The sequence below is a fragment of the Pseudoxanthomonas daejeonensis genome (genome assembly GCF_010093205.1).
GTDB lineage: Bacteria > Pseudomonadota > Gammaproteobacteria > Xanthomonadales > Xanthomonadaceae > Pseudoxanthomonas > Pseudoxanthomonas daejeonensis.
The window spans coordinates 257,406-276,962 of the sequence record NZ_PDWN01000003.1; the positions used below are offsets into that span (position 1 = coordinate 257,406).

A 19,557-nucleotide genomic window follows, 5' to 3' on the forward strand; every position below is an offset into this window, starting at 1 on the left:
GGTCGAGAGGCGGGCATCCCTGCTAGAATCGGCGGCCGTTTTCAAGCCTGCATGCCGCCATGATCGAGCTCAATCCCGTCCGCCAGCGCATCGCCGACCTGACCGGTCGCGTGATCTCGCTCCGGGGGTATCTTTGACTACGACGCCAAGAAAGAGCGTCTGGAAGAAGTAAACCGCGAGCTCGAACTGCCCAACGTCTGGGACGATCCCGAACGCGCCCAGGCCCTGGGCCGCGAGCGTTCGATGCTCGAGAAGACGGTCGGCGGCATCGCCTCGGTGCTGGAAGGCCTGGAAGGCTCGACCGAGCTGCTGGAGCTGGCCGAGAGCGAGCAGGACGAGGACACCGCCCTGGCCGTGGTCGCCGATGTCGACCGCTTCGAAAAACACATCGAAACGCTGGAATTCCAGCGCATGTTCTCCGGCAAGATGGACTCGGCCAACGCATTCGTCGACATCCAGGCCGGCGCCGGCGGCACCGAGGCGCAGGACTGGGCCGAGATCCTGCTGCGCATGTACCTGCGCTGGTGCGAATCGCGCGGCTGGAAGACCGAGCTGATGGAAGCCAGCGGTGGCGACGTCGCCGGCATCAAGTCGGCCACGCTGCGGGTGGAAGGCGATTTCGCTTACGGCTGGCTCAAGACCGAGACCGGCGTGCACCGCCTGGTGCGCAAGTCGCCGTTCGATTCGGACAACCGCCGGCATACCAGCTTCACTTCGGTGTTCGTGTCGCCTGAAGTCGACGACAACATCGACATCGAGATCAATCCGGCCGATCTCAGGACCGACGTCTACCGGTCCTCCGGCGCGGGCGGCCAGCACGTCAACAAGACCGAATCGGCGGTGCGCATCACCCATATCCCCAGCGGGATCGTGGTGGCCTGCCAGACCGGCCGCAGCCAGCACCAGAACCGCGACAATGCGATGAAGATGCTGGCCGCCAAGCTCTACGAGCTGGAGATCCAGAAGCGCAATGCCGAACGCGACGCGGTCGAGGCGACCAAGTCCGACATCGGCTGGGGCAGCCAGATCCGCAACTACGTGCTCGACCAGAGCCGGATCAAGGACCTGCGCACGGGCATCGAACGCAGCGACACGCAGAAAGTGCTGGATGGCGACCTGGACGAGTTCGTCGAGGCCAGCCTCAAGGCCGGCCTGGAGGCTGGCGCCAAACGTACCGACGCGGCCTGACCGGGCCGCCCGTGCAGGGCGAGCCAGGTACCGCGTCCGCATCCTCCCGACGAGATGCCCGGTGCCGCCGATGCGGACGCCGGGGCCCCTAAATCCCAAGCGCAGTCCGCGCGTCCGATCGACACCATGACCCAGCCCAGCGAATCCGCCCCCCAGGCCGCACCGGTCGACGAGAACCACCTGATCGCCGAACGCCGCGCCAAGCTCACCGCGCTGCGCGCCCAGGGCGTGGCCTTCCCGAACGACTTCAAGCGGGTCGAGTACGCCGGCGATCTGCAGGGCGAGTACGCCGATGCGGACCAGTGGACCGCCGAAGCGCTCGAAGCACTGCCGCGCACGGTCGCCCTGGCCGGACGATTGATGGCCAAGCGGGTGATGGGCAAGGCCAGCTTCGCCCAGGTCATGGACGAGTCCGGGAAAATCCAGCTGTTCCTGCAGGGGAACGTGCTCGGCGAGGCCTACGAGGCGTTCAAGTCGTTCGACGTGGGCGACATCGTCGCGGTCGAGGGCGGGCTGACCCGCACCCGTACCGGTGAACTGTCGGTCAAGGCGACTTCGCTGCGCCTGCTGGTCAAGTCGCTGCGTCCGTTGCCGGACAAGTGGCACGGCCTGAGCGACGTCGAACAGCGCTACCGCCAGCGTTACGTCGACCTGATCGTCACGCCCGAGGCGCGCGAGGTGTTCGTCAAGCGCAGCAAGATCATCCGCGCGATGCGCGAGTGGCTCGACACCCGGCGCTTCCTGGAAGTGGAAACGCCGATGATGCATTACATCCCCGGCGGTGCCACGGCCAAGCCGTTCACCACCCACCACAATGCACTGGACCTGCAGCTGTACCTGCGCGTGGCGCCGGAGCTGTACCTCAAGCGCCTGGTGGTCGGCGGCCTGGAGCGCGTGTACGAGATCAACCGCAACTTCCGCAACGAGGGCGTGTCCACCCGGCACAATCCCGAGTTCACGATGCTCGAGCTGTACGAGGCCTATGCCACGTACCACGAGGTCATGGACCTGACCGAGAACGTGATCCGCGACACTGCGCAATCCGTGCTGGGCACCACCCGGGTCGAGTGGGACGGGCAGGCGATCGACCTGGGGCCGAAGTTCCGCCGCTGGCGGATGGACGAGGCGGTCCGCCACTACAACCCCGAGATCAGCGCCGCCGACTGCACCGATCGCGACGCGCTGCGGGGCCACTGTGAACGGCTGAAGATCCGGACCAAGCCGTCGTACGGCTGGGGCAAGCTGCTGCTGGAGATCTTCGAGGCGACCGTCGAGCACACCCTGGTCCAGCCGACCTTCATCACCGACCACCCGGTGGAGGTCTCGCCGCTGGCCCGCGCCAGCGACACCGAGCCGGGCTATACGGACCGCTTCGAGCTGTTCATCAACGGCAAGGAGATCGCCAACGGCTTCTCCGAGCTCAACGACCCGGAGGACCAGGCGGCGCGTTTCCAGGCCCAGGTCGAGGCCAAGGAGGGCGGCGACGACGAGGCCATGCACTTCGACGCCGACTACATCCGTGCACTCGAGTACGGCTTGGCGCCGACCGGCGGACTGGGGATCGGCATCGACCGCCTGGTCATGCTGCTGACCGGCAGCACCTCGATCCGGGACGTACTGCTGTTCCCGTACATGCGCCCGGAACAGGGCACCTAGGCCAGGCCAGACCCCGCGAGGGGAGCTGGACGCGGCGAATGTCGCGTTTTCCGGCCTCGCGTCACTGTTCTGGCTGCCCGCTGGCCTGCCCGTGGCACGGTTCCTGCGTCCTTTTCAGGTACGGCAGGGCGCATGGGCGCCCCCGGAGGCGGAAGGACGGGAGCGGGCCATGGGTGCGGGCAAGGCCGATACCGCGGTATTCTGCGATGCCAGAGCGGGATGGAACGGGGCGGAGCGGGAATTGGATATCGTCATCGTCGACGATCAGGCATCTGCGCGCACAATGCTGCGCCACATCATCGAGGACATCACCTCGGAGTTGGCCGTGCACGACTTCGGCGACGCGCGCCAGGCGCTGGACTGGTGCGACACCCATCCCACCGACCTCCTTTTGCTCGACTACCGCATGCCGGGCATGGACGGGCTGGAGTTCGCGCGCCGCTTCCGTCGCCTGCCCAAGCATCGCGACATCCCGGTCATCCTGATCACCGTGGTCGGCGACGAGCCGGTCCGCCAGGCTGCGCTTGAGGCCGGGGTGATCGACTTCCTGGTCAAGCCCGTGCGTCCACGCGAACTGCGCGCGCGCTGCCACAACCTGCTGCAGTTGCGCCAGCAGTCGGAGACGGTCAAGCAGCGTGCGCTTTCGCTCGAGCAGCGGCTGCTGTCGAGCATGCATGAGGTCGAGGAGCGCGAGCGCGAGACGCTTTCGCGGCTGGCGCGCGCGATCGAGTTCCGCGACGCCGGTACCAGTGCCTACCTCGAGCGCATGTCGCGGGTCGCCGGCCTGGTCGCCGAAGGCCTGGGCCTGCCCGAGGACGACGTGCGCACCATCGAGATGGCGGCCCCGCTGCACGACATGGGCAAGATCGCCATTCCGGACGCGGTCCTGATGAAGCCCGGCAAGCTCGACGAGGACGAGATGGCGGTGATGCGCCGGCACCCGCGCATCGGCCACGAGCTGCTCAGCGGCAGCCAGAACCGCTTCATCCAGGTGGGGTCGATGATCGCCCTGCGCCACCACGAGCGGTACGACGGCAGCGGCTATCCCGACGGACTGGCTGGCGAGGCGATTCCGCTGGAAGCACGCATCGTGGCCGTGGCCGACGTCTTCGACGCGCTGATTTCGCCGCGGCCATACAAGGAGGCATGGACGGTCGACGCCGCCCTGGCCTACCTGTACGCGCAGCGCGGCCGCCTGTTCGACCCGGAATGCGTCGATGCGCTCATGCGCGGCCGCGAGCGCCTGCAGCAGATATGCGAGCAGTATTCGACCGCTTCCGCGCGTCCGGGGGGGCTGGCCCGTGGCTGAAGCCTACGCCTGGTTCCGCGAGCGCCTTTCCGGCCGCCCCGACAGCGAGCACGGGCAGGCGCTGGTGCGCATCGTCCTGATCCTGCTGATCCTGAGCTACGTGCTGTTGCCGTCTTCGCGAGCGGGGCTCGAGCCGGGCCAGTACCGCACGGTGCTGGCGATCGTGCTGACCGGGCTCACCCTGAGCCTGGGTATCTTCACGGCCTTGCTGGCCCATCCGGGCCGATCCGACGCACGTCGCGTGGTCGGCATGCTGGCCGACTACGGATTGATGGCCGCCGGCATGATCGCGATGGGCGAGCCGCTGGCCTGGGTTTACGTCGTGGTGATGTGGGTGACCGTGGGCAACGGCCTGCGCTACGGCACCCGCTACCTCTACGTGGCCGTGGCGATGGCGCTCGCCAGTTTCGGCACGGTGCTCCTGACCAATGATTTCTGGGCCCAGGTCCGCGGCCTGGGTATCGGCCTGCTGGTCGGCCTGGCGGCGGTGCCGCTGTACCTGTCCAGCCTGCTCAAGCAGCTCACCCGCGCCACCGAGGAAGCGCGGCGCGCCAGCGAGGCCAAGAGCCGGTTCCTGGCCAACATGAGCCACGAGTTCCGCACCCCGCTCAACGGCCTGGGCGGCATGTCCGAGCTGCTGGGGACCACGAGGCTGGATGACGAGCAGCGCGAATGCGTGCGCACCATCCAGGCTTCCACGCGCACGCTGATGGCGCTGGTCGAGGACGTGCTCGACATCTCGGCGATCGAGGCCGGCAAGCTCAAGCTCAACCTGCAGGACTTCTCGCCGCGCGAACTGGTCGGCAGCATCGGCCTGATCCTGCATCCGCAGGCCCGGGTCAAGAACCTCGATTACCTGGTGGTGATCGGCGACGACGTGCCCGAGCAGGTCAACGGCGATGCCGGCCACGTGCGCCAGGTGCTGCTGAACCTGGTCGGCAACGCGGTGAAGTTCACCGACCAGGGCCGGGTCCGGGTCGATGTCGAGGCCGTCCCGGGCGCGGCGGACGACACCCGTACGCGCCTGCGCTTCTCGGTGACCGACACCGGCATCGGCATTCCGGCCGCGATGCGCGGCCGCCTCTTCGAGGCCTTCGAGCAGGCCGATGCGGGCCTGGCGCGGCGCTATGGCGGCACCGGACTGGGCACCACGATCGCCAAGGGCCTGGCCGAGGCGATGGGCGGCCGGATCGGTTTCGAGAGCATCGAGGGACGGGGCAGCCGCTTCTGGGTCGAGATCCCGTTCGCTGCACCGCTGGAGCGCTCGGCGCGCGTGGCCATGGCGCCGGTCGCCGAGGTGGAGAGCGAGACCGCGCTGCGCGACGCCGGCGGCAACGTCATCGCCTTCGCCGACCCGTTCCTGCGCCACCGCGCGCGCGTGCGCAGCATGCAGTTGCTGGTGGCCGACGACTACGAAGCCAATCGGATGGTCCTGCAGCGCCTCCTGCAGAAAGCCGGGCACCGCGTCACCTCGGTCGAGGGTGGCGAGGAAGTGCTCGACGCGATGGCGGCGAGCGAATACGACGCGGTGATCGTCGACCTGCACATGCCCGGGGTGAGCGGGTTGGACCTGCTCAAGCAGGTGCGGGTGATGCAGGCCGGGGGTGGCCCGCGGACGCCGGTGATCGTACTGAGCGCCGATGTGACTCCCGAGTCGATCCAGCGCTGCGAGCAGGCCGGGGCCTACGCCTTCCTGGCCAAGCCCGTCGCCGCTGCCCGCCTGCTGGAAACGCTCTCGGACGTCGCAGCGCAGCGCGGCCGCCGCAATGCGACCCTGGCGCAGCGTCCGGCTGCGGGTGCCGAAGCGCCGGCCGGCGTGCTGGACAGCTCGGTCCTGGACGAACTGGCGGCGATGGGCATGGGCGACGAGTTCGAGCGCGAGTTCATCAGCCACTGCTTGGCCGACGCCGACGGTTGCATCGGAGCGATGTCGCACGCGGCCGAGGCCGCTGACTGGGCCCGGCTGCGTGACCATGCGCATGCGATCAAGGGCGTGGCGGCGAACATGGGCCTGGTGCGGGTCGCCGAGCAGGGCAGCGAGCTGATGCGCCTGGCCGACTGGCAGATCCGCAACGAGTGGCGGCAGCGGATCGCGATGCTCAACGCCGCCTTGACCCAGGGTCGGGATGCGCTGCTGGCGCGCCAGCAGGCACGCGGCAGCGTACGCGACGGCGGCGGCAACGAGTCCGGCTGACAAGCGCGCCTTCTTCTGGCGTTCCGGGCCGACCGGACGATGCGCCAGGAAAAACGTAATCCCCAGAAAAGCGAAGGCCCGGCATCCTGCCGGGCCCGATCTTCCCCCTGACACTGCCGGCCGGAGGGCCGCAGTGATCGATCAGGCGGCTTCCGAACTGGCCCTCCGGGCCTGCGCGCGCACGATGCGTTCCATCGTCCGCAGCGACTTCTCGCCCAGCGCCAGGGCGGTGTCGACCCACACTTCAGTGATGCCCATCAGTTCCTCGTAGCTGACCGGCTGGCCGATCTTGCGCACGGCGTTCATCGCCAGGTGCGAATGCGGAGCCCGCTGGTGCTGGCGGATCAGGTCCTGCACCGCCGATTCGCCCTGGCCCTTGGGAACCAGCACGTCGACCACGCCGAGGCGATACATCTCCTCGCTGCTGTAGACCTCGCCGCTGAGGATCATCTTCTCGGCCTGGCGCGCGGTGACGCGCTTGCACAGGAACGAGTAGGCGCCCATGCCCGGGAACAGGCCGAACAGCACTTCGGGCAGGCCCATGCCGACGCCTTCCTCGGCGACGATCGTGTGGCAGGCCAGCGCCATTTCCAGGCCGCCGCCCAGGGCGTCGCCCTGGATCAGGGCCACGGTATGCATGTCGCCGCCGAAGCCGGTGTGGACGTGGTGAACGCCTTCGACGCAGCGGCGGGCGTAGGCGAGCAGGCGTTCGCGATTGCCCTCGATGATCAGCTTCCTGAACAGATCGAGGTCGCCGCCAAGGTTGTAGGCACTGGCGGCGGAGGCCAGCACGAAATGGCGCAGGCGGCCCTGGTGGCGCTGCGATTCGCGCAGCGTGATGGAGCTCATGTAGCTCCACATGTCCTCGAGCATCTCGAAGCGGCAACACGGACGCACGCCGGCCTGGGCGGCGTCGGCATGCATGTACAGCCAATGGGCGCTGCCATCCGGCGGCGTCTGCACGCGGATGGTGGGGAAGTTGTGGGTGCGCTGCAGTTTCTCGATCGTGCTCATGGCGGTCTCCGGGGGCGGCTTGACCTGCCGGCGTGACGGCAGGCGGGGGATGTTGCCCGGCCATGCTACACCTGAACGAACAATTAAAAGTGGCTGGCCGCTGAGCCCGAAAACCTGCGTGGACGAGTTGTTAAGAGCGCCGGAGAGCGCCCCTGCATGGGGGCGGGCAGAAGCCGGGGGCCGTTGCCACGGCCCGACCCGGAGGCCGGACCAGACCGCACCCGTATGGACGCGCGGGTGGGCCCGGGCCTTGGGCGCCCGGGCCGGGGGCGGCCTCAGTCGGCGCTGGCGCCTGGGGCCGGCGCTGGGCCACGCAGCTCCTTGCGCAGGATCTTGCCGACGTTGGTCTTAGGCAGCTCGGTGCGGAACTCGATTTGGCGCGGCTGCTTGTAGCCGGTCAACGCCTCGCGGCAATGGGCCTTGATCTGTTCGGCGGTCAGCGACGGGTCCTTCTTGACCACGAACAGCTTCACTGCCTCGCCCGAACGCTCGTCCGGCACGCCGATGGCGGCCACTTCCAGCACGCCGGGCATCGCCGCGACCACGTCCTCGACCTCGTTGGGGTACACGTTGAACCCCGAGACCAGGATCATGTCCTTCTTGCGGTCGACGATATAGACGAAGCCGCTGGGTTCGATCCGGGCCATGTCGCCGGTGTGCAGCCAGCCGTCGGCGTCGATCACCTGGGCCGTTTCCTCGGGACGCTGCCAATAGCCCTTCATCACCTGCGGACCCTTGACGCACAGCTCGCCGACTTCGCCGTGGGGCAGGATGTTGCCGTCGTCGTCCTTGACGCACACGTCGGTGGACGGGATCGGCAGGCCGATCGAGCCGTTGAACTCCTTGATGTCCAGCGGGTTGATGCAGGCTGCCGGCGACGTCTCGGTCAGGCCGTAGGCCTCGACCAGGGTGACGCCGGTGACCTGCCTCCAGCGCTCGGCGACCGCGCGCTGCACCGCCATGCCGCCGCCCAGGGTCACCTTCAACGAGGAGAAATCGACCTCGTCGAAGCCCGGGGTATTGAGCAGGCCGTTGAACAGCGTGTTGACGCCGGTGATCGCGGTGAAGCGCGTGCCCTTGAGCTCCTTGACGAAGCCCGGCATGTCGCGTGGATTGGTGATCAGGTGGTTGAGGCCGCCCAGTTCCATGAAGACCAGGCCGTTCGCCGTCAACGCGAAGATGTGGTACAGCGGCAGCGCGGTGATGATCACTTCCTTGCCGCGCTCGAGCTTGTTGGCGCCCAGCCAGGCCGAGGCCTGCTGCATGTTCGCCACCAGGTTGCGATGGGTCAGCATCGCGCCCTTGGCCACGCCGGTGGTGCCGCCGGTGTACTGCAGGAAGGCGATGTCGCCGGGATCGATGTCCACCTGGGGCAGGGTGTGGCGCTTGCCCACCGCCAGCGCCTCGCGGAAACGCACCGAGCCGGGAATGTCGTAGTCCGGCACCATCTTCTTCACGTACTTCAGTACGAAGTTGACGATGGCGCCCTTGGGGAAGCCGATCATGTCGCCCAGGCCGGTGGTGATCACCTGCTTGAGCGGCGTGTCGGCCAGCACTTCCTGCACGGTGTGGCCGAAGTTGTCGACCACGACGATGGCCGCGGCGCCCGCGTCGACCAGCTGGTGCTTGAGTTCGCGCGCGGTGTAGAGCGGATTGACGTTGACCACGGTCATGCCGGCGCGCAGCACGCCGAACGTCGCGATCGGATACTGCAGGCAGTTGGGCATCATGAGCGCGACGCGATCGCCCTTCTTGAGGCCCAGTTCGCCCAGCAGGTACGCGGCGAACTGCGCGCTGAGCACGTCGACTTCGGCGTAGGTCATGACCTTGCCGAAGTTGCTGTAGGCCGGCCGGTCCCCATAGCGGGACACGGAAGAGGCGAACACCGCCGAGATGGAACGGTACTCGTCCGGATCGATTTCGGCAGGCACACCCTGCGGATAGCTCTGCAGCCAAGGACGATCCGGATTCATTGCGCCTCCTCCCGAGGTGATGTGGCGGTCATGCAGTGTCGCTTTCCGCCGCCGTGGATGTGAGCATACCGTCCCGGATGGAAAAGGCGAAGCCATGAAAAGCGGACTGGGTGGGGCGAGGGTCGTTCTCCTTGTCGCGTGTGCGATGGCGATGGCGGTGGCATTGGCCGGCTGCAGTCGAATGCCGCCGGATCAACGCCTGCGCGAGCAGTTGTCGACGATGCAGGACGCCCTCGAGCAGCGACAGGCGGGTGCCTTCATGGACGGCGTCGCGGACGACTTCGGAGGCAATGACGGCATGGATCGTGCTGCGTTGCAGCAGATCGTCCGCGCCCAGATGCTGGCGAACGCGAACATCGGCCTGACCCTGGGGCCGGCCGATGTGGAGGTGCAGGGCGACCGTGCCACGGTCCGCTTCAGTGCGATGGCGACCGGTGGCAGCGGACGTTTCCTGCCCGACCGCGCGCAGGCCTGGGACGTCACCAGCGGCTGGCGCGACGAAGGGGGAGCGTGGCGCCTGTACTACGCGGAGTGGCAACCGAAATAGACGGGTCGATCCTGCGGGAAAGCGCGCATCCGCCACCTCAGCAGGATCGCGCGGTCGTCTTCGACCGGCTGGCACAGCGCATACGGCGGGCTGCCGTGGCGAGTGGGAATGCGCCGGACGCCCACCGGATGCCCCGCACCGTGCATGCGGGGCTTCCGCGACCCGCCCGCTAGGCGGCCTTGCGTGCCGCCAGCTGCCGCAGCACGTACTGCAGCAGGCCGCCATGGCGGAAGTATTCGACTTCCTTGGGCGTCAGCAGCAGGACGTGCGCGGTGAACGCGACCGTGCTGCCATCGGCGCGGCGCGCAGTGACCTGCGCGGTACGGCTGCTGCCGTCGGCCAGGCCGGTGATCGCGTAGGTCTCGGTGCCGTCCAGTCGCAGGACCTGCGCGTTCTGGCCTTCCTGGAACTGCAGTGGCAACACCCCCATGCCGACCAGGTTGGAGCGATGGATGCGCTCGAAGCTCTCCGCGATCACCGCCTTGACCCCGAGCAGGTTGGTGCCCTTGGCGGCCCAGTCGCGCGAGGAGCCGGTGCCGTACTCCTTGCCGGCGATGACCAGCAAAGGCGTGCCGTCGGCCTTGTAGCGCATGGCCGCGTCGTAGATCGACATCTTCGCGGGCTGGCCGCCATCGGTACCCGTTGCGCCGAAGTACAGCGTGTTGCCGCCTTCTTCGCCGCCGAAGAACAGGTTCTTGATGCGGATGTTGGCGAAGGTCCCGCGCACCATCACGTCATCGTTGCCGCGGCGGCTGCCGTAGCTGTTGAAGTCCGCCGGCTGCACGCCGCGCGACTGCAGGAAGCGGCCGGCCGGTGAATCCTTCTTGATGTTGCCGGCCGGGGAAATGTGGTCGGTGGTGATCGAATCGCCGAACAGGCCGAGCACGCGCGCGCCGTGGATGTCGTCGATGGTGCCGACGGCCATGGTCATGCCGTCGAAGTAGGGCGGGTTCTTGATGTAGGTGGACGCGTCGTCCCAGGCGTACAGCTCGCCATCGGGCGAATCGATCGTGTTCCAGCGGTTGTCGCCCTTGAACACGTCGGCATAGTTCTGCTTGAACATCTCCGGGCCGATGGTCGCGGCGATGACGTCGCCGATTTCCTTCGTGGTCGGCCAGATGTCCTTGAGGAAGACCGGCTGTCCGTTACGATCGGTGCCCAGTGGTTCGGTGGTCAGGTCGATGTCGGTGGTGCCGGCCAGTGCGTAGGCGACCACCAGTGGCGGCGAGGCCAGGTAGTTCATCTTCACTTCGGGATGGACCCGGCCTTCGAAATTGCGGTTGCCCGACAGCACCGACGCCACTACCAGGTCGCCGGAGGCGACGCCGGCGCTGACCTCGACAGGCAGCGGTCCGGAATTGCCGATGCAGGTCGTGCAGCCATAGCCGACGATGTAGAAGCCGACCTTTTCAAGCTCCTTCAGCAGTCCCGCTTTTTCGAGGTAGTCGGTGACCACGCGCGAACCCGGGCCGAGGGAGGTCTTCACCCATGGCTTGCGGTCAAGGCCGCGGGCGGCCGCGTTGCGCGCCAGCAGGCCCGCGCCGACCATCACCGCCGGGTTGGACGTGTTGGTGCACGAGGTGATGGCGGCGATGACCACCGCGCCATCCCTGAGCTTCACGGGCTTCCCGTCGATCTCGATGTGCGCCACGCCCTTCTGCAGGGCATCGTTGCCGACCGCGGCCGCGCCGCCCTCGGCGATGAAGTCGGCCACTTCCGGGCTGCGCCGGTCGCGGTTGGCGGTGAGCCCGACCAGCGCATCGCGGTAGTTCTGCTTGACGTCTTCCAGCAGCACGCGGTCCTGCGGGCGCTTGGGCCCGGCCAGCGACGGCCTCACCTCGCCCATGTCCAGGTGCAGGGTGGCGCTGTAGCGCGCAGGCGCCGCGCCGGGCTCGTGCCACAGGCCCTGTGCCTTAGCGTAAGCCTCGACCAGCGCGATCTGCGCCTCGCTGCGACCGGACAGGCGCAGGTAGCTCAACGATTCGGCATCGATCGGGAAGATGCCGCAGGTCGCGCCGTACTCCGGGGCCATGTTGCCGATGGTGGCGCGGTCGGCCAGTGGCAGGTGTTGCAGGCCCTCGCCGTAGAACTCTACGAACTTGCCGACTACCCCGTGCTTGCGCAGCATCTGGGTGACGGTGAGCACCAGGTCGGTGGCGGTGGCGCCCTCGGGCAGCCTGCCGGTGAGCTCGAAGCCGACGACCTGCGGAATCAGCATCGAGGAAGGCTGGCCGAGCATGGCCGCTTCGGCCTCGATGCCGCCCACGCCCCAGCCCAGCACGCCGATACCGTTGATCATCGTGGTGTGGGAGTCGGTGCCGAACACGGTGTCCGGGTAGGCCCAGGCTTCGCCGTTTGCGTCGCCGGTCATCACGACCCGGGCCAGGTTCTCCAGGTTCACCTGGTGGACGATGCCGGTGTTCGGTGGCACCACCCTGAAGTCGGAAAATGCCTTCTGGCCCCAGCGCAGGAACGCGTAACGCTCCTGGTTGCGCTCGAATTCGATGCGGCCGTTGATGTCCAGGGCGTCGGCCCTGCCGAACACATCCACCTGCACGGAATGGTCGATCACCAGTTCGGAGGGAATCAGCGGATTGATCTGCTCCGGCCGGCCGCCGAGCTTGACTACCGCGTCGCGCATGGCGGCCAGGTCGACGACGCAGGGCACGCCGGTGAAGTCCTGCAGCACCACGCGCGCGGGCATGAACGCGATCTCGATATCAGGCTCGGCCTTCGGATCCCACCTGGCCACCGCTTCGATATGGGCAGGCAGCACCGTGACCCCGTCCTCGTGGCGGAGCAGGTTCTCCAGCAGGATCTTCATCGAATAGGGCAGGTGGGCCAGGTCGAAGCGCTGTCCGAGCTTGGGCAGGCTTGCGTAGGCATAGGACTGTCCGCCGACGTCCAGGCGGCTGCGGGTGGCGAAGGAATCGCGCATGGGGCGGGCTCCTGTAGCTGCGCCGCCACGCTCCGGTGGCGACTGAAGGGTTCACGGCATTATCCGGTGCATTGGGTGACGGGTCCGTGGCCGGTGGCAATCCATCGTTGAGGGGAGGCATTGGCCGGGGATCGGACCCGGCCATTGTGCGCCGGTGAAGCGTATGCCGGTTTGAGTATGCATGGAATGGTATGTATCATTGCGTCATACCGATTCCTTCGTGGAGAGGCCCATGGAAGCCATCGTCGCCGAGCGAGGCCAGATCACGCTGCCCAAGGCCGTGCGCGATGCGCTGGGCCTGACCAAGGGCAGCGTACTCAAGGTCGAGCTGGAGGGTAGCCGGATCGTGCTGCGCAAGAGCGTGGACGACGCGATCTCCCGGGTCCGTGGCCGCTTCGCGCTCGACGCGGCCGCACAGGCCGGCGAGGACTGACGGCTGATGATCGCCATCGACGCCCCGGTGCTGGTGGAGTTGCTGACCGACGGCCCGCAGGCCGACGCGGCCGAAGCCTGCCTGCGGCAATGCCTGGTCGGAGGGCGCGTGGTGGTCGCCGATGCGGCGCTGGCGGAGTTGTGCGCGCGCCTGAAGAACGGCGCCGAAGCACTGGGTGCGCTGGAAGAGATGGGCATCCACTTCAATGCGCTGGAGGCCAAGTCGGCGATACGCGCTGGCGAGATGTGGCGCCGCCAGCGCCAGCGCGGCGACGAACCGCGGCCGATGGCCGGATTCCTCGTCGGCGCGCACGCCCTGCTGCAGTGCGATGCGCTGATCACTACCGATGCGGCGTTCTATCGCGAGTATTTCAAGGGCCTGAAACTGGTCGTTCCCCAGGCCTGACCCGTTCCTTTTTTGTTGGATCCCCCGGAGAGTTCCCATGTTGGAAGCCTATCGCCACCACGCCGCCGAACGCGCCGCCCTCGGCATCCCGCCGCTGCCCCTGAGCGCGCCGCAGACCGCCGCCGTCATCGAGCTGCTGAAGAACCCACCGGCCGGCGAGGAGCAGTTCCTCGTCGACCTGATCACCCACCGCGTGCCCGCCGGCGTCGACGACGCCGCCAAGGTCAAGGCTTCGTACCTGGCCGCACTGGCCTTCGGCAGCGAGAAGAACGCGCTGATCCCGCGCGAGCGCGCCACCGAGCTGCTGGGCACCATGCTCGGCGGTTACAACGTCTCGCCGCTGATCGAGCTGCTCGACGATGCCTCTGTTGGGGCCATCGCCGCCGACGGCCTGAAGAAGACCCTGCTGGTGTTCGACCAGTTCCATGACGTCGAAGAGAAGGCCAAGGCCGGCAACGCGAATGCGAAGGCCGTTCTGCAGAGCTGGGCCGACGCGGAATGGTTCACCAGCCGCCCGGAAGTGCCGCAGAGCCTGACGATCACCGTGTTCAAGGTGCCGGGCGAGACCAACACCGACGACCTGTCGCCGGCGCCCGACGCGACCACCCGCCCGGACATCCCGCTGCACGCGCTGGCGATGCTCAAGAACACGCGCGAAGGCGCGCCGTTCGTGCCGGAGGAAGACGGCAAGCGTGGCCCGATCGCTGAAATCCTGTCGCTGAAGGACAAGGGCCACCTGGTCGCCTATGTCGGCGACGTGGTCGGCACCGGTTCGTCGCGCAAGTCGGCGACCAACAGCGTGCTGTGGTTCACCGGCGAGGACATCCCGTTCATCCCGAACAAGCGTTTCGGTGGCGTCTGCCTGGGCAGCAAGATCGCCCCGATCTTCTACAACACCATGGAAGACGCCGGCGCGCTGCCGATCGAGCTGGACGTTTCGCAGATGGGCCACGGCGACGTGGTCGAGCTGCGCCCCTACGACGGCAAGGCGCTCAAGGACGGGCAGGTCATCGCGCAGTTCCAGGTCAAGTCCGAGGTCCTGTTCGACGAAGTGCGCGCCGGTGGCCGCATTCCGCTGATCGTCGGTCGCGGGCTGACCGCCAAGGCGCGCGAGTCGCTGGGCCTGCCGGCCTCGGACCTGTTCCGCCTGCCGCAGCAGCCGGTCGACAGCGGCAAGGGCTTCTCGCTCGCCCAGAAGATGGTCGGCCGTGCCTGCGGCTTGGCCGAAGGGCAGGGCGTGCGCCCGGGCGCCTACTGCGAGCCGAAGATGACCTCGGTCGGTTCGCAGGACACCACCGGCCCGATGACCCGCGACGAACTGAAGGACCTGGCCTGCCTGGGCTTCTCGGCCGACCTGGTGATGCAGTCGTTCTGCCACACCGCCGCGTACCCGAAGCCGGTGGACGTGAAGACCCACCACACCCTGCCGGAGTTCATCTCCACCCGCGGCGGCATCTCGCTGCGTCCGGGCGATGGCGTGATCCACAGCTGGCTCAATCGCATGCTGCTGCCTGACACCGTCGGCACCGGTGGCGACTCGCACACCCGCTTCCCGGTGGGCATCTCGTTCCCGGCCGGTTCCGGCCTGGTTGCGTTTGCCGCGGCCACCGGCGTGATGCCGCTGGACATGCCCGAGAGCGTGCTGGTCCGTTTCAAGGGCCAGATGCAGCCGGGCGTGACCCTGCGCGACCTGGTCAACGCGATTCCGCTTTACGCGATCAAGGCCGGCCTTCTGACCGTGGCAAAGGCCGGCAAGAAGAACATCTTCTCCGGCCGCATCCTGGAAATCGAAGGCCTGCCGCAGCTGAAGGTCGAGCAGGCGTTCGAGCTGTCCGACGCCTCGGCCGAGCGTTCGGCCGCCGGCTGCACGGTGCGCCTGGACAAGGAGCCGATCATCGAATACCTCACCAGCAACATCACGCTGCTGAAGTGGATGATCGCCGAGGGCTATGCCGACGCCCGTTCGCTGGCCCGCCGCATCAAGAAGATGGAAGAGTGGCTTGCCAACCCGCAGCTGCTCGAGCCTGATGCCGACGCCGAGTACGCCGCGGTCATCGAGATCGACCTGGCCGACGTGCATGAGCCGATCGTGGCCTGCCCGAACGACCCGGACGACGTGAAGACCCTGTCCGACGTCGCCGGTGCGGCGATCGACGAGGTGTTCATCGGGTCGTGCATGACCAACATCGGCCACTTCCGCGCCGCGGCCAAGCTGCTGGAAGGCAAGCGCGACATCCCGACCCGCCTGTGGGTCGCGCCCCCGACCAAGATGGACGCGTCGGAGCTGACCAAGGAAGGCCACTACGGCACCTTCGGCACCGCCGGCGCGCGCATGGAGATGCCGGGCTGCTCGCTGTGCATGGGCAACCAGGCGCAGGTGCGCGAGGGCGCGACCGTGTTCTCGACCTCGACCCGCAACTTCCCCAACCGCCTGGGCCGCAACTCCAACGTCTACCTGGGCTCGGCGGAACTGGCGGCGATCTGCTCGCGCCTGGGCCGGATCCCGAGCAAGGCCGAGTACATGGCCGACATCGGCGTGCTGGATGCCAGCGGCAACGAGATCTACCGCTACATGAACTTCGACCAGATCGAGGAGTACCAGGACGTGGCGAAGACCGTCGCGGCCTGACGCATCTGAATCAACGGAAAACTGAAAGGCCCGGCCATGCGCCGGGCTTTTTTGTGCAGCGACGCCAAGATCAGATCCGCAGCACGCCGACGAAGTTCTGCAGCCACTCGCCCAGGTTCGGGGTCAGCGTGGCCGCCAGCATCAGCAGCAGGACCAGCAGCTTGGCCCCGAGGATCCGCATCAGGTCCATCAGCGACACGTGTTGCGCATCCTTGGTGAACATCTGCCCGATCAGCGGTGCGCGTTCCAGCGAGATCGACAGCCAGGCGCTGACCGCGAAGGCCAACGTCATCGAGCCCAGCGCCACCGCGCTCTGTTCCCACTCCAGCGCGAACGGGAACACCTCCTGCATCGCCAGCAACACCACCGGCGCAGCGAACGCGGCCCACAGGCAGCTGCGCACGCAGGTCAGGCCGAACTTCATTTCGGCCGCCGTCTGGTCACGCCAGCGAGCCAGGCGTGCGCGCTGGTCGGTCGATGCGATCGCGGCCTGGACATCGGCCGGATCGGGCACCGGCCAAGGGTCGTCGCCACGCTCCAGCGCCAGCCAGTCCTCGTCGTGGAACACTGCGGCCAGCGGCGAGCGCGGCGACATGCCCAGCCAGTGCGGATTGGGCCAGTCGGCGGGGAGGGCGCCATCGGGCAGGCGTTCGATCACGTGGTCGCGCAGGTCGCGGCCCAGGCGGACCAGTCGGCCGTTCTGCAGCAATGCCTGCGACAGGAAGAACACGCCCAGTCCGAGCAGTGCCAGGGCGAGCGCGCCTGGCATGCGCGCGCCGTCGACCGCTTCGGGCATCCGGCTGCCCCAGTAGGCCAGTGGCGCCAGCACCGCGGCGATGGCCAGCAGGATCGAACTGAAGGTGTAGCGGCGGCTCAGGTAGCGGCCGGCATCGAACTCCGCCGGCGCATGCCGCAGGTGGATCGCGCAGCGCCGGTTCCAGGCGCGCAGCCGGGTCATCACCAGCCCGGCGAACCACAGGTACAGGGCGAACATCGCCCACAGGGTGACCCGGTCGCGGCCGTGGATCAGGTCGAGCGCGCCGCGCATGGCGCCGCGGAACTGCTCGGTCAGCAACAGGTGGCCCCAGCGCACCGCGAACAGCAGCAGAGTGGCCAGCGCGAGCAGCGCCAGCAGCGCGCAGGCCAGCGAGGGGGCGCTGTACGCAGGACGGCCGGCCGCCGATGCCAGTCGCGAAGCGTGGCCCTCGGTGCCGCCCCGCAGCAGCCGGTCCAGCCGCCACCCGGTCTCGCGCAGCGCATAGCGCACCGGCGGCAGCACCGTGCGCCCGGGACGCGAGGACAGCATCAACCACAGGCTGGCGATCAGCGCCAGGCTGGACGCGGCGACCAGCATCGGCAGCACCAGGTTGAGCGAGAGCACGCGGAAGTCGGCGGCGATGAGGGTGCTGCGTGCGCGGGCCCGCCAGGTGCCGGTGTTTTGGGTCGCGCTGGATCCGGGCACCGCAGGCGCATCGTCGAGCCGCATGTAGGTGTCAGGTTCCAGGCCCTGGATTCCGGCCAGCGTGACCACGCTCAGCGGCGAACGATTGCGACCACCGGGGGCCGGCACCATGTCTTCCGTCGCCTGCGTTCCCGTGGCCTGGGGCGCAAGCAGTTCCTGGCTGGCACGGAACAGGTTGGCCGCATAGTCGGTCGGGAAGGCGAAGATGCGCCGGGTTCCGGGCACGATCTCGCGCTCACCGGCGCCCTCGCGCGGGCGCTGGCATTCGGTGCGATAGCGGCGCCTGCCTTCGACCACGTCCACGTAGCAGGCCTGCATGCGGCCGTTGGCGACCATCAGGGTGCCGCGGTTGGCGCGCCGGTACTCGGGATGGGTGAGCAGGTGGTCACCTTCCAGCGCCACCGGTATCGCCCCCGGCACCGAGCGTCGCACCACCGCGAGCATGAACAGCCGGTCGCGCACATCGGTGGCCACCACCATCACCGCGCGCGGCCGCACGTAGACGTTCAAGGCGTCCATCAGCTGTTGCAGGCTCAGTTCGTCCGAGCGCGTGCTCAGCTGCGGCTGGTAGACCGGCGGCAGATCCAGGCTGGCGCCGGCGTCGCGCATGTCCAGCTCGAGGAAACGGCGGGTGACCAGTTGCGGATTCTTCGCTGCCTCGCGATCGAGATTGGCGTGTTCGGCACGGATCGCGGAAATATTCTGCGGGAACTGCAGGTAGGTCGGTTGCGGGCTGCCGGCGCAGGTCGGAGCCTTTTCGCCCATCGCTTCGGCGGCGGCGCGCTCGCCACCCAGCTGGGTGCGGGTCTCCTGGGTGCCCTGGCCGAATGCGGACTCTTCGGTCAGCACCACCACCTCGCCCGGGCAGATGCCATGCACGACTTCCAGGTAGGCGAACAGGTGGGCCATCTGCGCCAGCTGGTCCCACTGGGCGAAGGTGCGGTAACGGACCGAATATCGACCCGCCGGATCATCCTGCTCGATCAGCCGGTTGCTGGCGACCGTCGCCGACGGGCTCATCAGGTCAAGGTGCAGCCCGGCCTGCTGGGCGATGCTTGAAATCGAAGCCAGCGATCCGGAGAAGGTGGGGCCGAGCACCGCCACGCGCGCGGCGTCACCAGGTTCGGCAGGAGCGCCGGTCATGCATGCGGCGCCGCCATCGTGCCTGCGCGGCCGCTCGCCGCCGGCGTTGAGCGCGATGGCCTGGCGCACGGCCCGGCACAATGCCAGCCGCTGCACGCCGAAGGTCGGTGATTCGCCCACCAGGTAGAGGACGAAGTAGCGCGTGCGCGGTCCCGCATTTTCGGGATCGCGCCAGGCATCGTTGCGGAACACGAGGACGCCGGGCGTGCTGCGGAATGGTCGCGGCGGCGGCCCGTCGCTTTTTTCGGCCACGACCGGCCAGGGCATCGCATGGCCCTGCAGCACGTAGCCGCCGAACTGGAAGCTTCGCACCAGCGTGGCCACTTCGATGTCGAACGAACGCCCCAGCCGCGACTCGACCGGGTCGGGCAGGGTGGCCACCGCGGCCTGCCAGTAGGCGCCGGTGCGCGCACTCACGCCGGGGAGCGGATCGAACACGTCGCGCACTGCCGCCGAATCGACCAGTACGCCTTCGCCGCGCGCAGCCGGATCCGGTTCGACCGCCGCTTCCACGCCGGGCGGTGCGGGCGGTGCGGGCAGGGCCACGGTGGCATCGGCGCGCGCGTGCAGGCCCAGTGCCAGCACGGGCACCAGCAGCAGGCCGGCCACTGTGCCTTTCGCGCGCGCGCGGCATGCGGCCCATGCTCGGCCGGCGACGCCGGTCAC

General features: G+C 68.1%; 12 protein-coding genes. 8 read left to right on the forward strand and 4 right to left on the reverse strand.

Translation table 11 applies throughout. From position 1 onward, the window contains the following. Window positions 1–59: 59 nt before the first annotated feature. The 4 genes from prfB to CSC65_RS04395 all read left to right on the forward strand — a co-directional run bounded on the left by prfB (window position 60) and on the right by CSC65_RS04395 (window position 6,347). Window positions 60–1,188, forward strand: a protein-coding gene (prfB, locus tag CSC65_RS04380; RefSeq protein WP_162408786.1) for a peptide chain release factor 2 whose coding sequence is annotated in 2 segments (ribosomal slippage) — window positions 60–134 and window positions 136–1,188 — 1,128 coding nt in all. Because the reading frame shifts where the segments join, the coding sequence is not laid out codon by codon here. Between the two features lie 126 nt (window positions 1,189–1,314). After that, a complete protein-coding gene (gene lysS, locus CSC65_RS04385) occupies window positions 1,315–2,844 on the forward strand; it encodes a lysine--tRNA ligase (RefSeq protein ID WP_162408788.1) in 1,530 nt (509 codons plus the stop codon). 169 nt (window positions 2,845–3,013) lie between these two features. Then, on the forward strand, window positions 3,014–4,153 hold the full coding sequence (gene rpfG, locus CSC65_RS04390) for a cyclic di-GMP phosphodiesterase response regulator RpfG (protein ID WP_162408790.1): 1,140 nt from the start codon (window positions 3,014–3,016) through the stop codon (window positions 4,151–4,153). Then, on the forward strand, window positions 4,146–6,347 hold the full coding sequence (locus CSC65_RS04395) for an ATP-binding protein (RefSeq protein ID WP_238390270.1): 2,202 nt from the start codon (window positions 4,146–4,148) through the stop codon (window positions 6,345–6,347). The genes rpfG and CSC65_RS04395 overlap by 8 nt, the downstream gene beginning before the upstream one ends. 141 nt (window positions 6,348–6,488) lie before the next feature. Here the strand turns inward: CSC65_RS04395 and CSC65_RS04400 are convergent, their stop codons facing one another. Together CSC65_RS04400 and CSC65_RS04405 are read right to left on the reverse strand one after the other, a co-directional pair. Continuing rightward, window positions 6,489–7,361 (reverse strand): crotonase/enoyl-CoA hydratase family protein, encoded by an 873-nt coding sequence (locus CSC65_RS04400; protein WP_162408794.1) that lies wholly within the window; start codon window positions 7,359–7,361, stop codon window positions 6,489–6,491. Window positions 7,362–7,636: 275 nt separating this feature from the next. Further along, window positions 7,637–9,334 (reverse strand): long-chain fatty acid--CoA ligase, encoded by a 1,698-nt coding sequence (locus CSC65_RS04405; protein ID WP_162408796.1) that lies wholly within the window; start codon window positions 9,332–9,334, stop codon window positions 7,637–7,639. A gap of 181 nt (window positions 9,335–9,515) precedes the next feature. Here CSC65_RS04405 and CSC65_RS04410 point away from each other — a divergent pair, with 181 nt between their 5' ends. Then, window positions 9,516–9,881 (forward strand): nuclear transport factor 2 family protein, encoded by a 366-nt coding sequence (locus tag CSC65_RS04410; protein WP_238390271.1) that lies wholly within the window; start codon window positions 9,516–9,518, stop codon window positions 9,879–9,881. A 169-nt stretch (window positions 9,882–10,050) separates the two neighbouring features. Here CSC65_RS04410 and acnA read toward each other — a convergent pair whose 3' ends face one another. Beyond that, the gene (gene acnA / locus CSC65_RS04415; RefSeq protein WP_162408798.1) at window positions 10,051–12,819 is read right to left on the reverse strand and encodes an aconitate hydratase AcnA; all 2,769 of its coding nucleotides are present in this window, start codon (window positions 12,817–12,819) and stop codon (window positions 10,051–10,053) included. Window positions 12,820–13,051: 232 nt separating this feature from the next. Between acnA and CSC65_RS04420 the strand changes: the two genes are divergently transcribed. The 3 genes from CSC65_RS04420 to acnB are packed head-to-tail and all read left to right on the forward strand — an operon-like array spanning window position 13,052 to window position 16,286. Next, window positions 13,052–13,252 (forward strand): AbrB/MazE/SpoVT family DNA-binding domain-containing protein, encoded by a 201-nt coding sequence (locus CSC65_RS04420; RefSeq protein WP_162408800.1) that lies wholly within the window; start codon window positions 13,052–13,054, stop codon window positions 13,250–13,252. Window positions 13,253–13,258: 6 nt separating this feature from the next. Beyond that, the gene (locus CSC65_RS04425) at window positions 13,259–13,657 is read left to right on the forward strand and encodes a type II toxin-antitoxin system VapC family toxin (protein WP_162408802.1); all 399 of its coding nucleotides are present in this window, start codon (window positions 13,259–13,261) and stop codon (window positions 13,655–13,657) included. A gap of 37 nt (window positions 13,658–13,694) precedes the next feature. Beyond that, window positions 13,695–16,286, forward strand: a complete 2,592-nt coding sequence (gene acnB / locus CSC65_RS04430; protein WP_162408804.1) for a bifunctional aconitate hydratase 2/2-methylisocitrate dehydratase — start codon at window positions 13,695–13,697, stop codon at window positions 16,284–16,286. A 70-nt stretch (window positions 16,287–16,356) separates the two neighbouring features. On the opposite strand, the gene CSC65_RS04435 is transcribed toward acnB, so the two are convergent. Then, window positions 16,357–19,500 (reverse strand): hypothetical protein, encoded by a 3,144-nt coding sequence (locus CSC65_RS04435; protein ID WP_162408806.1) that lies wholly within the window; start codon window positions 19,498–19,500, stop codon window positions 16,357–16,359. Window positions 19,501–19,557 lie beyond the last annotated feature (57 nt).

What these genes read in the sequence shown, in the direction of transcription:
- CSC65_RS04405 (WP_162408796.1), bottom strand. Translation starts at nt 9,334, where the DNA reads ATGAATCCGGATCGTCCTTGGCTGCAGAGCTATCCGCAGGGTGTGCCT.
- lysS (WP_162408788.1), top strand. Translation starts at nt 1,315, where the DNA reads ATGACCCAGCCCAGCGAATCCGCCCCCCAGGCCGCACCGGTCGACGAG.
- acnB (WP_162408804.1), top strand. Translation starts at nt 13,695, where the DNA reads ATGTTGGAAGCCTATCGCCACCACGCCGCCGAACGCGCCGCCCTCGGC.
- CSC65_RS04420 (WP_162408800.1), top strand. Translation starts at nt 13,052, where the DNA reads ATGGAAGCCATCGTCGCCGAGCGAGGCCAGATCACGCTGCCCAAGGCC.
- acnA (WP_162408798.1), bottom strand. Translation starts at nt 12,819, where the DNA reads ATGCGCGATTCCTTCGCCACCCGCAGCCGCCTGGACGTCGGCGGACAG.
- CSC65_RS04425 (WP_162408802.1), top strand. Translation starts at nt 13,259, where the DNA reads ATGATCGCCATCGACGCCCCGGTGCTGGTGGAGTTGCTGACCGACGGC.
- CSC65_RS04410 (WP_238390271.1), top strand. Translation starts at nt 9,516, where the DNA reads ATGCCGCCGGATCAACGCCTGCGCGAGCAGTTGTCGACGATGCAGGAC.
- rpfG (WP_162408790.1), top strand. Translation starts at nt 3,014, where the DNA reads ATGGGTGCGGGCAAGGCCGATACCGCGGTATTCTGCGATGCCAGAGCG.
- CSC65_RS04400 (WP_162408794.1), bottom strand. Translation starts at nt 7,361, where the DNA reads ATGAGCACGATCGAGAAACTGCAGCGCACCCACAACTTCCCCACCATC.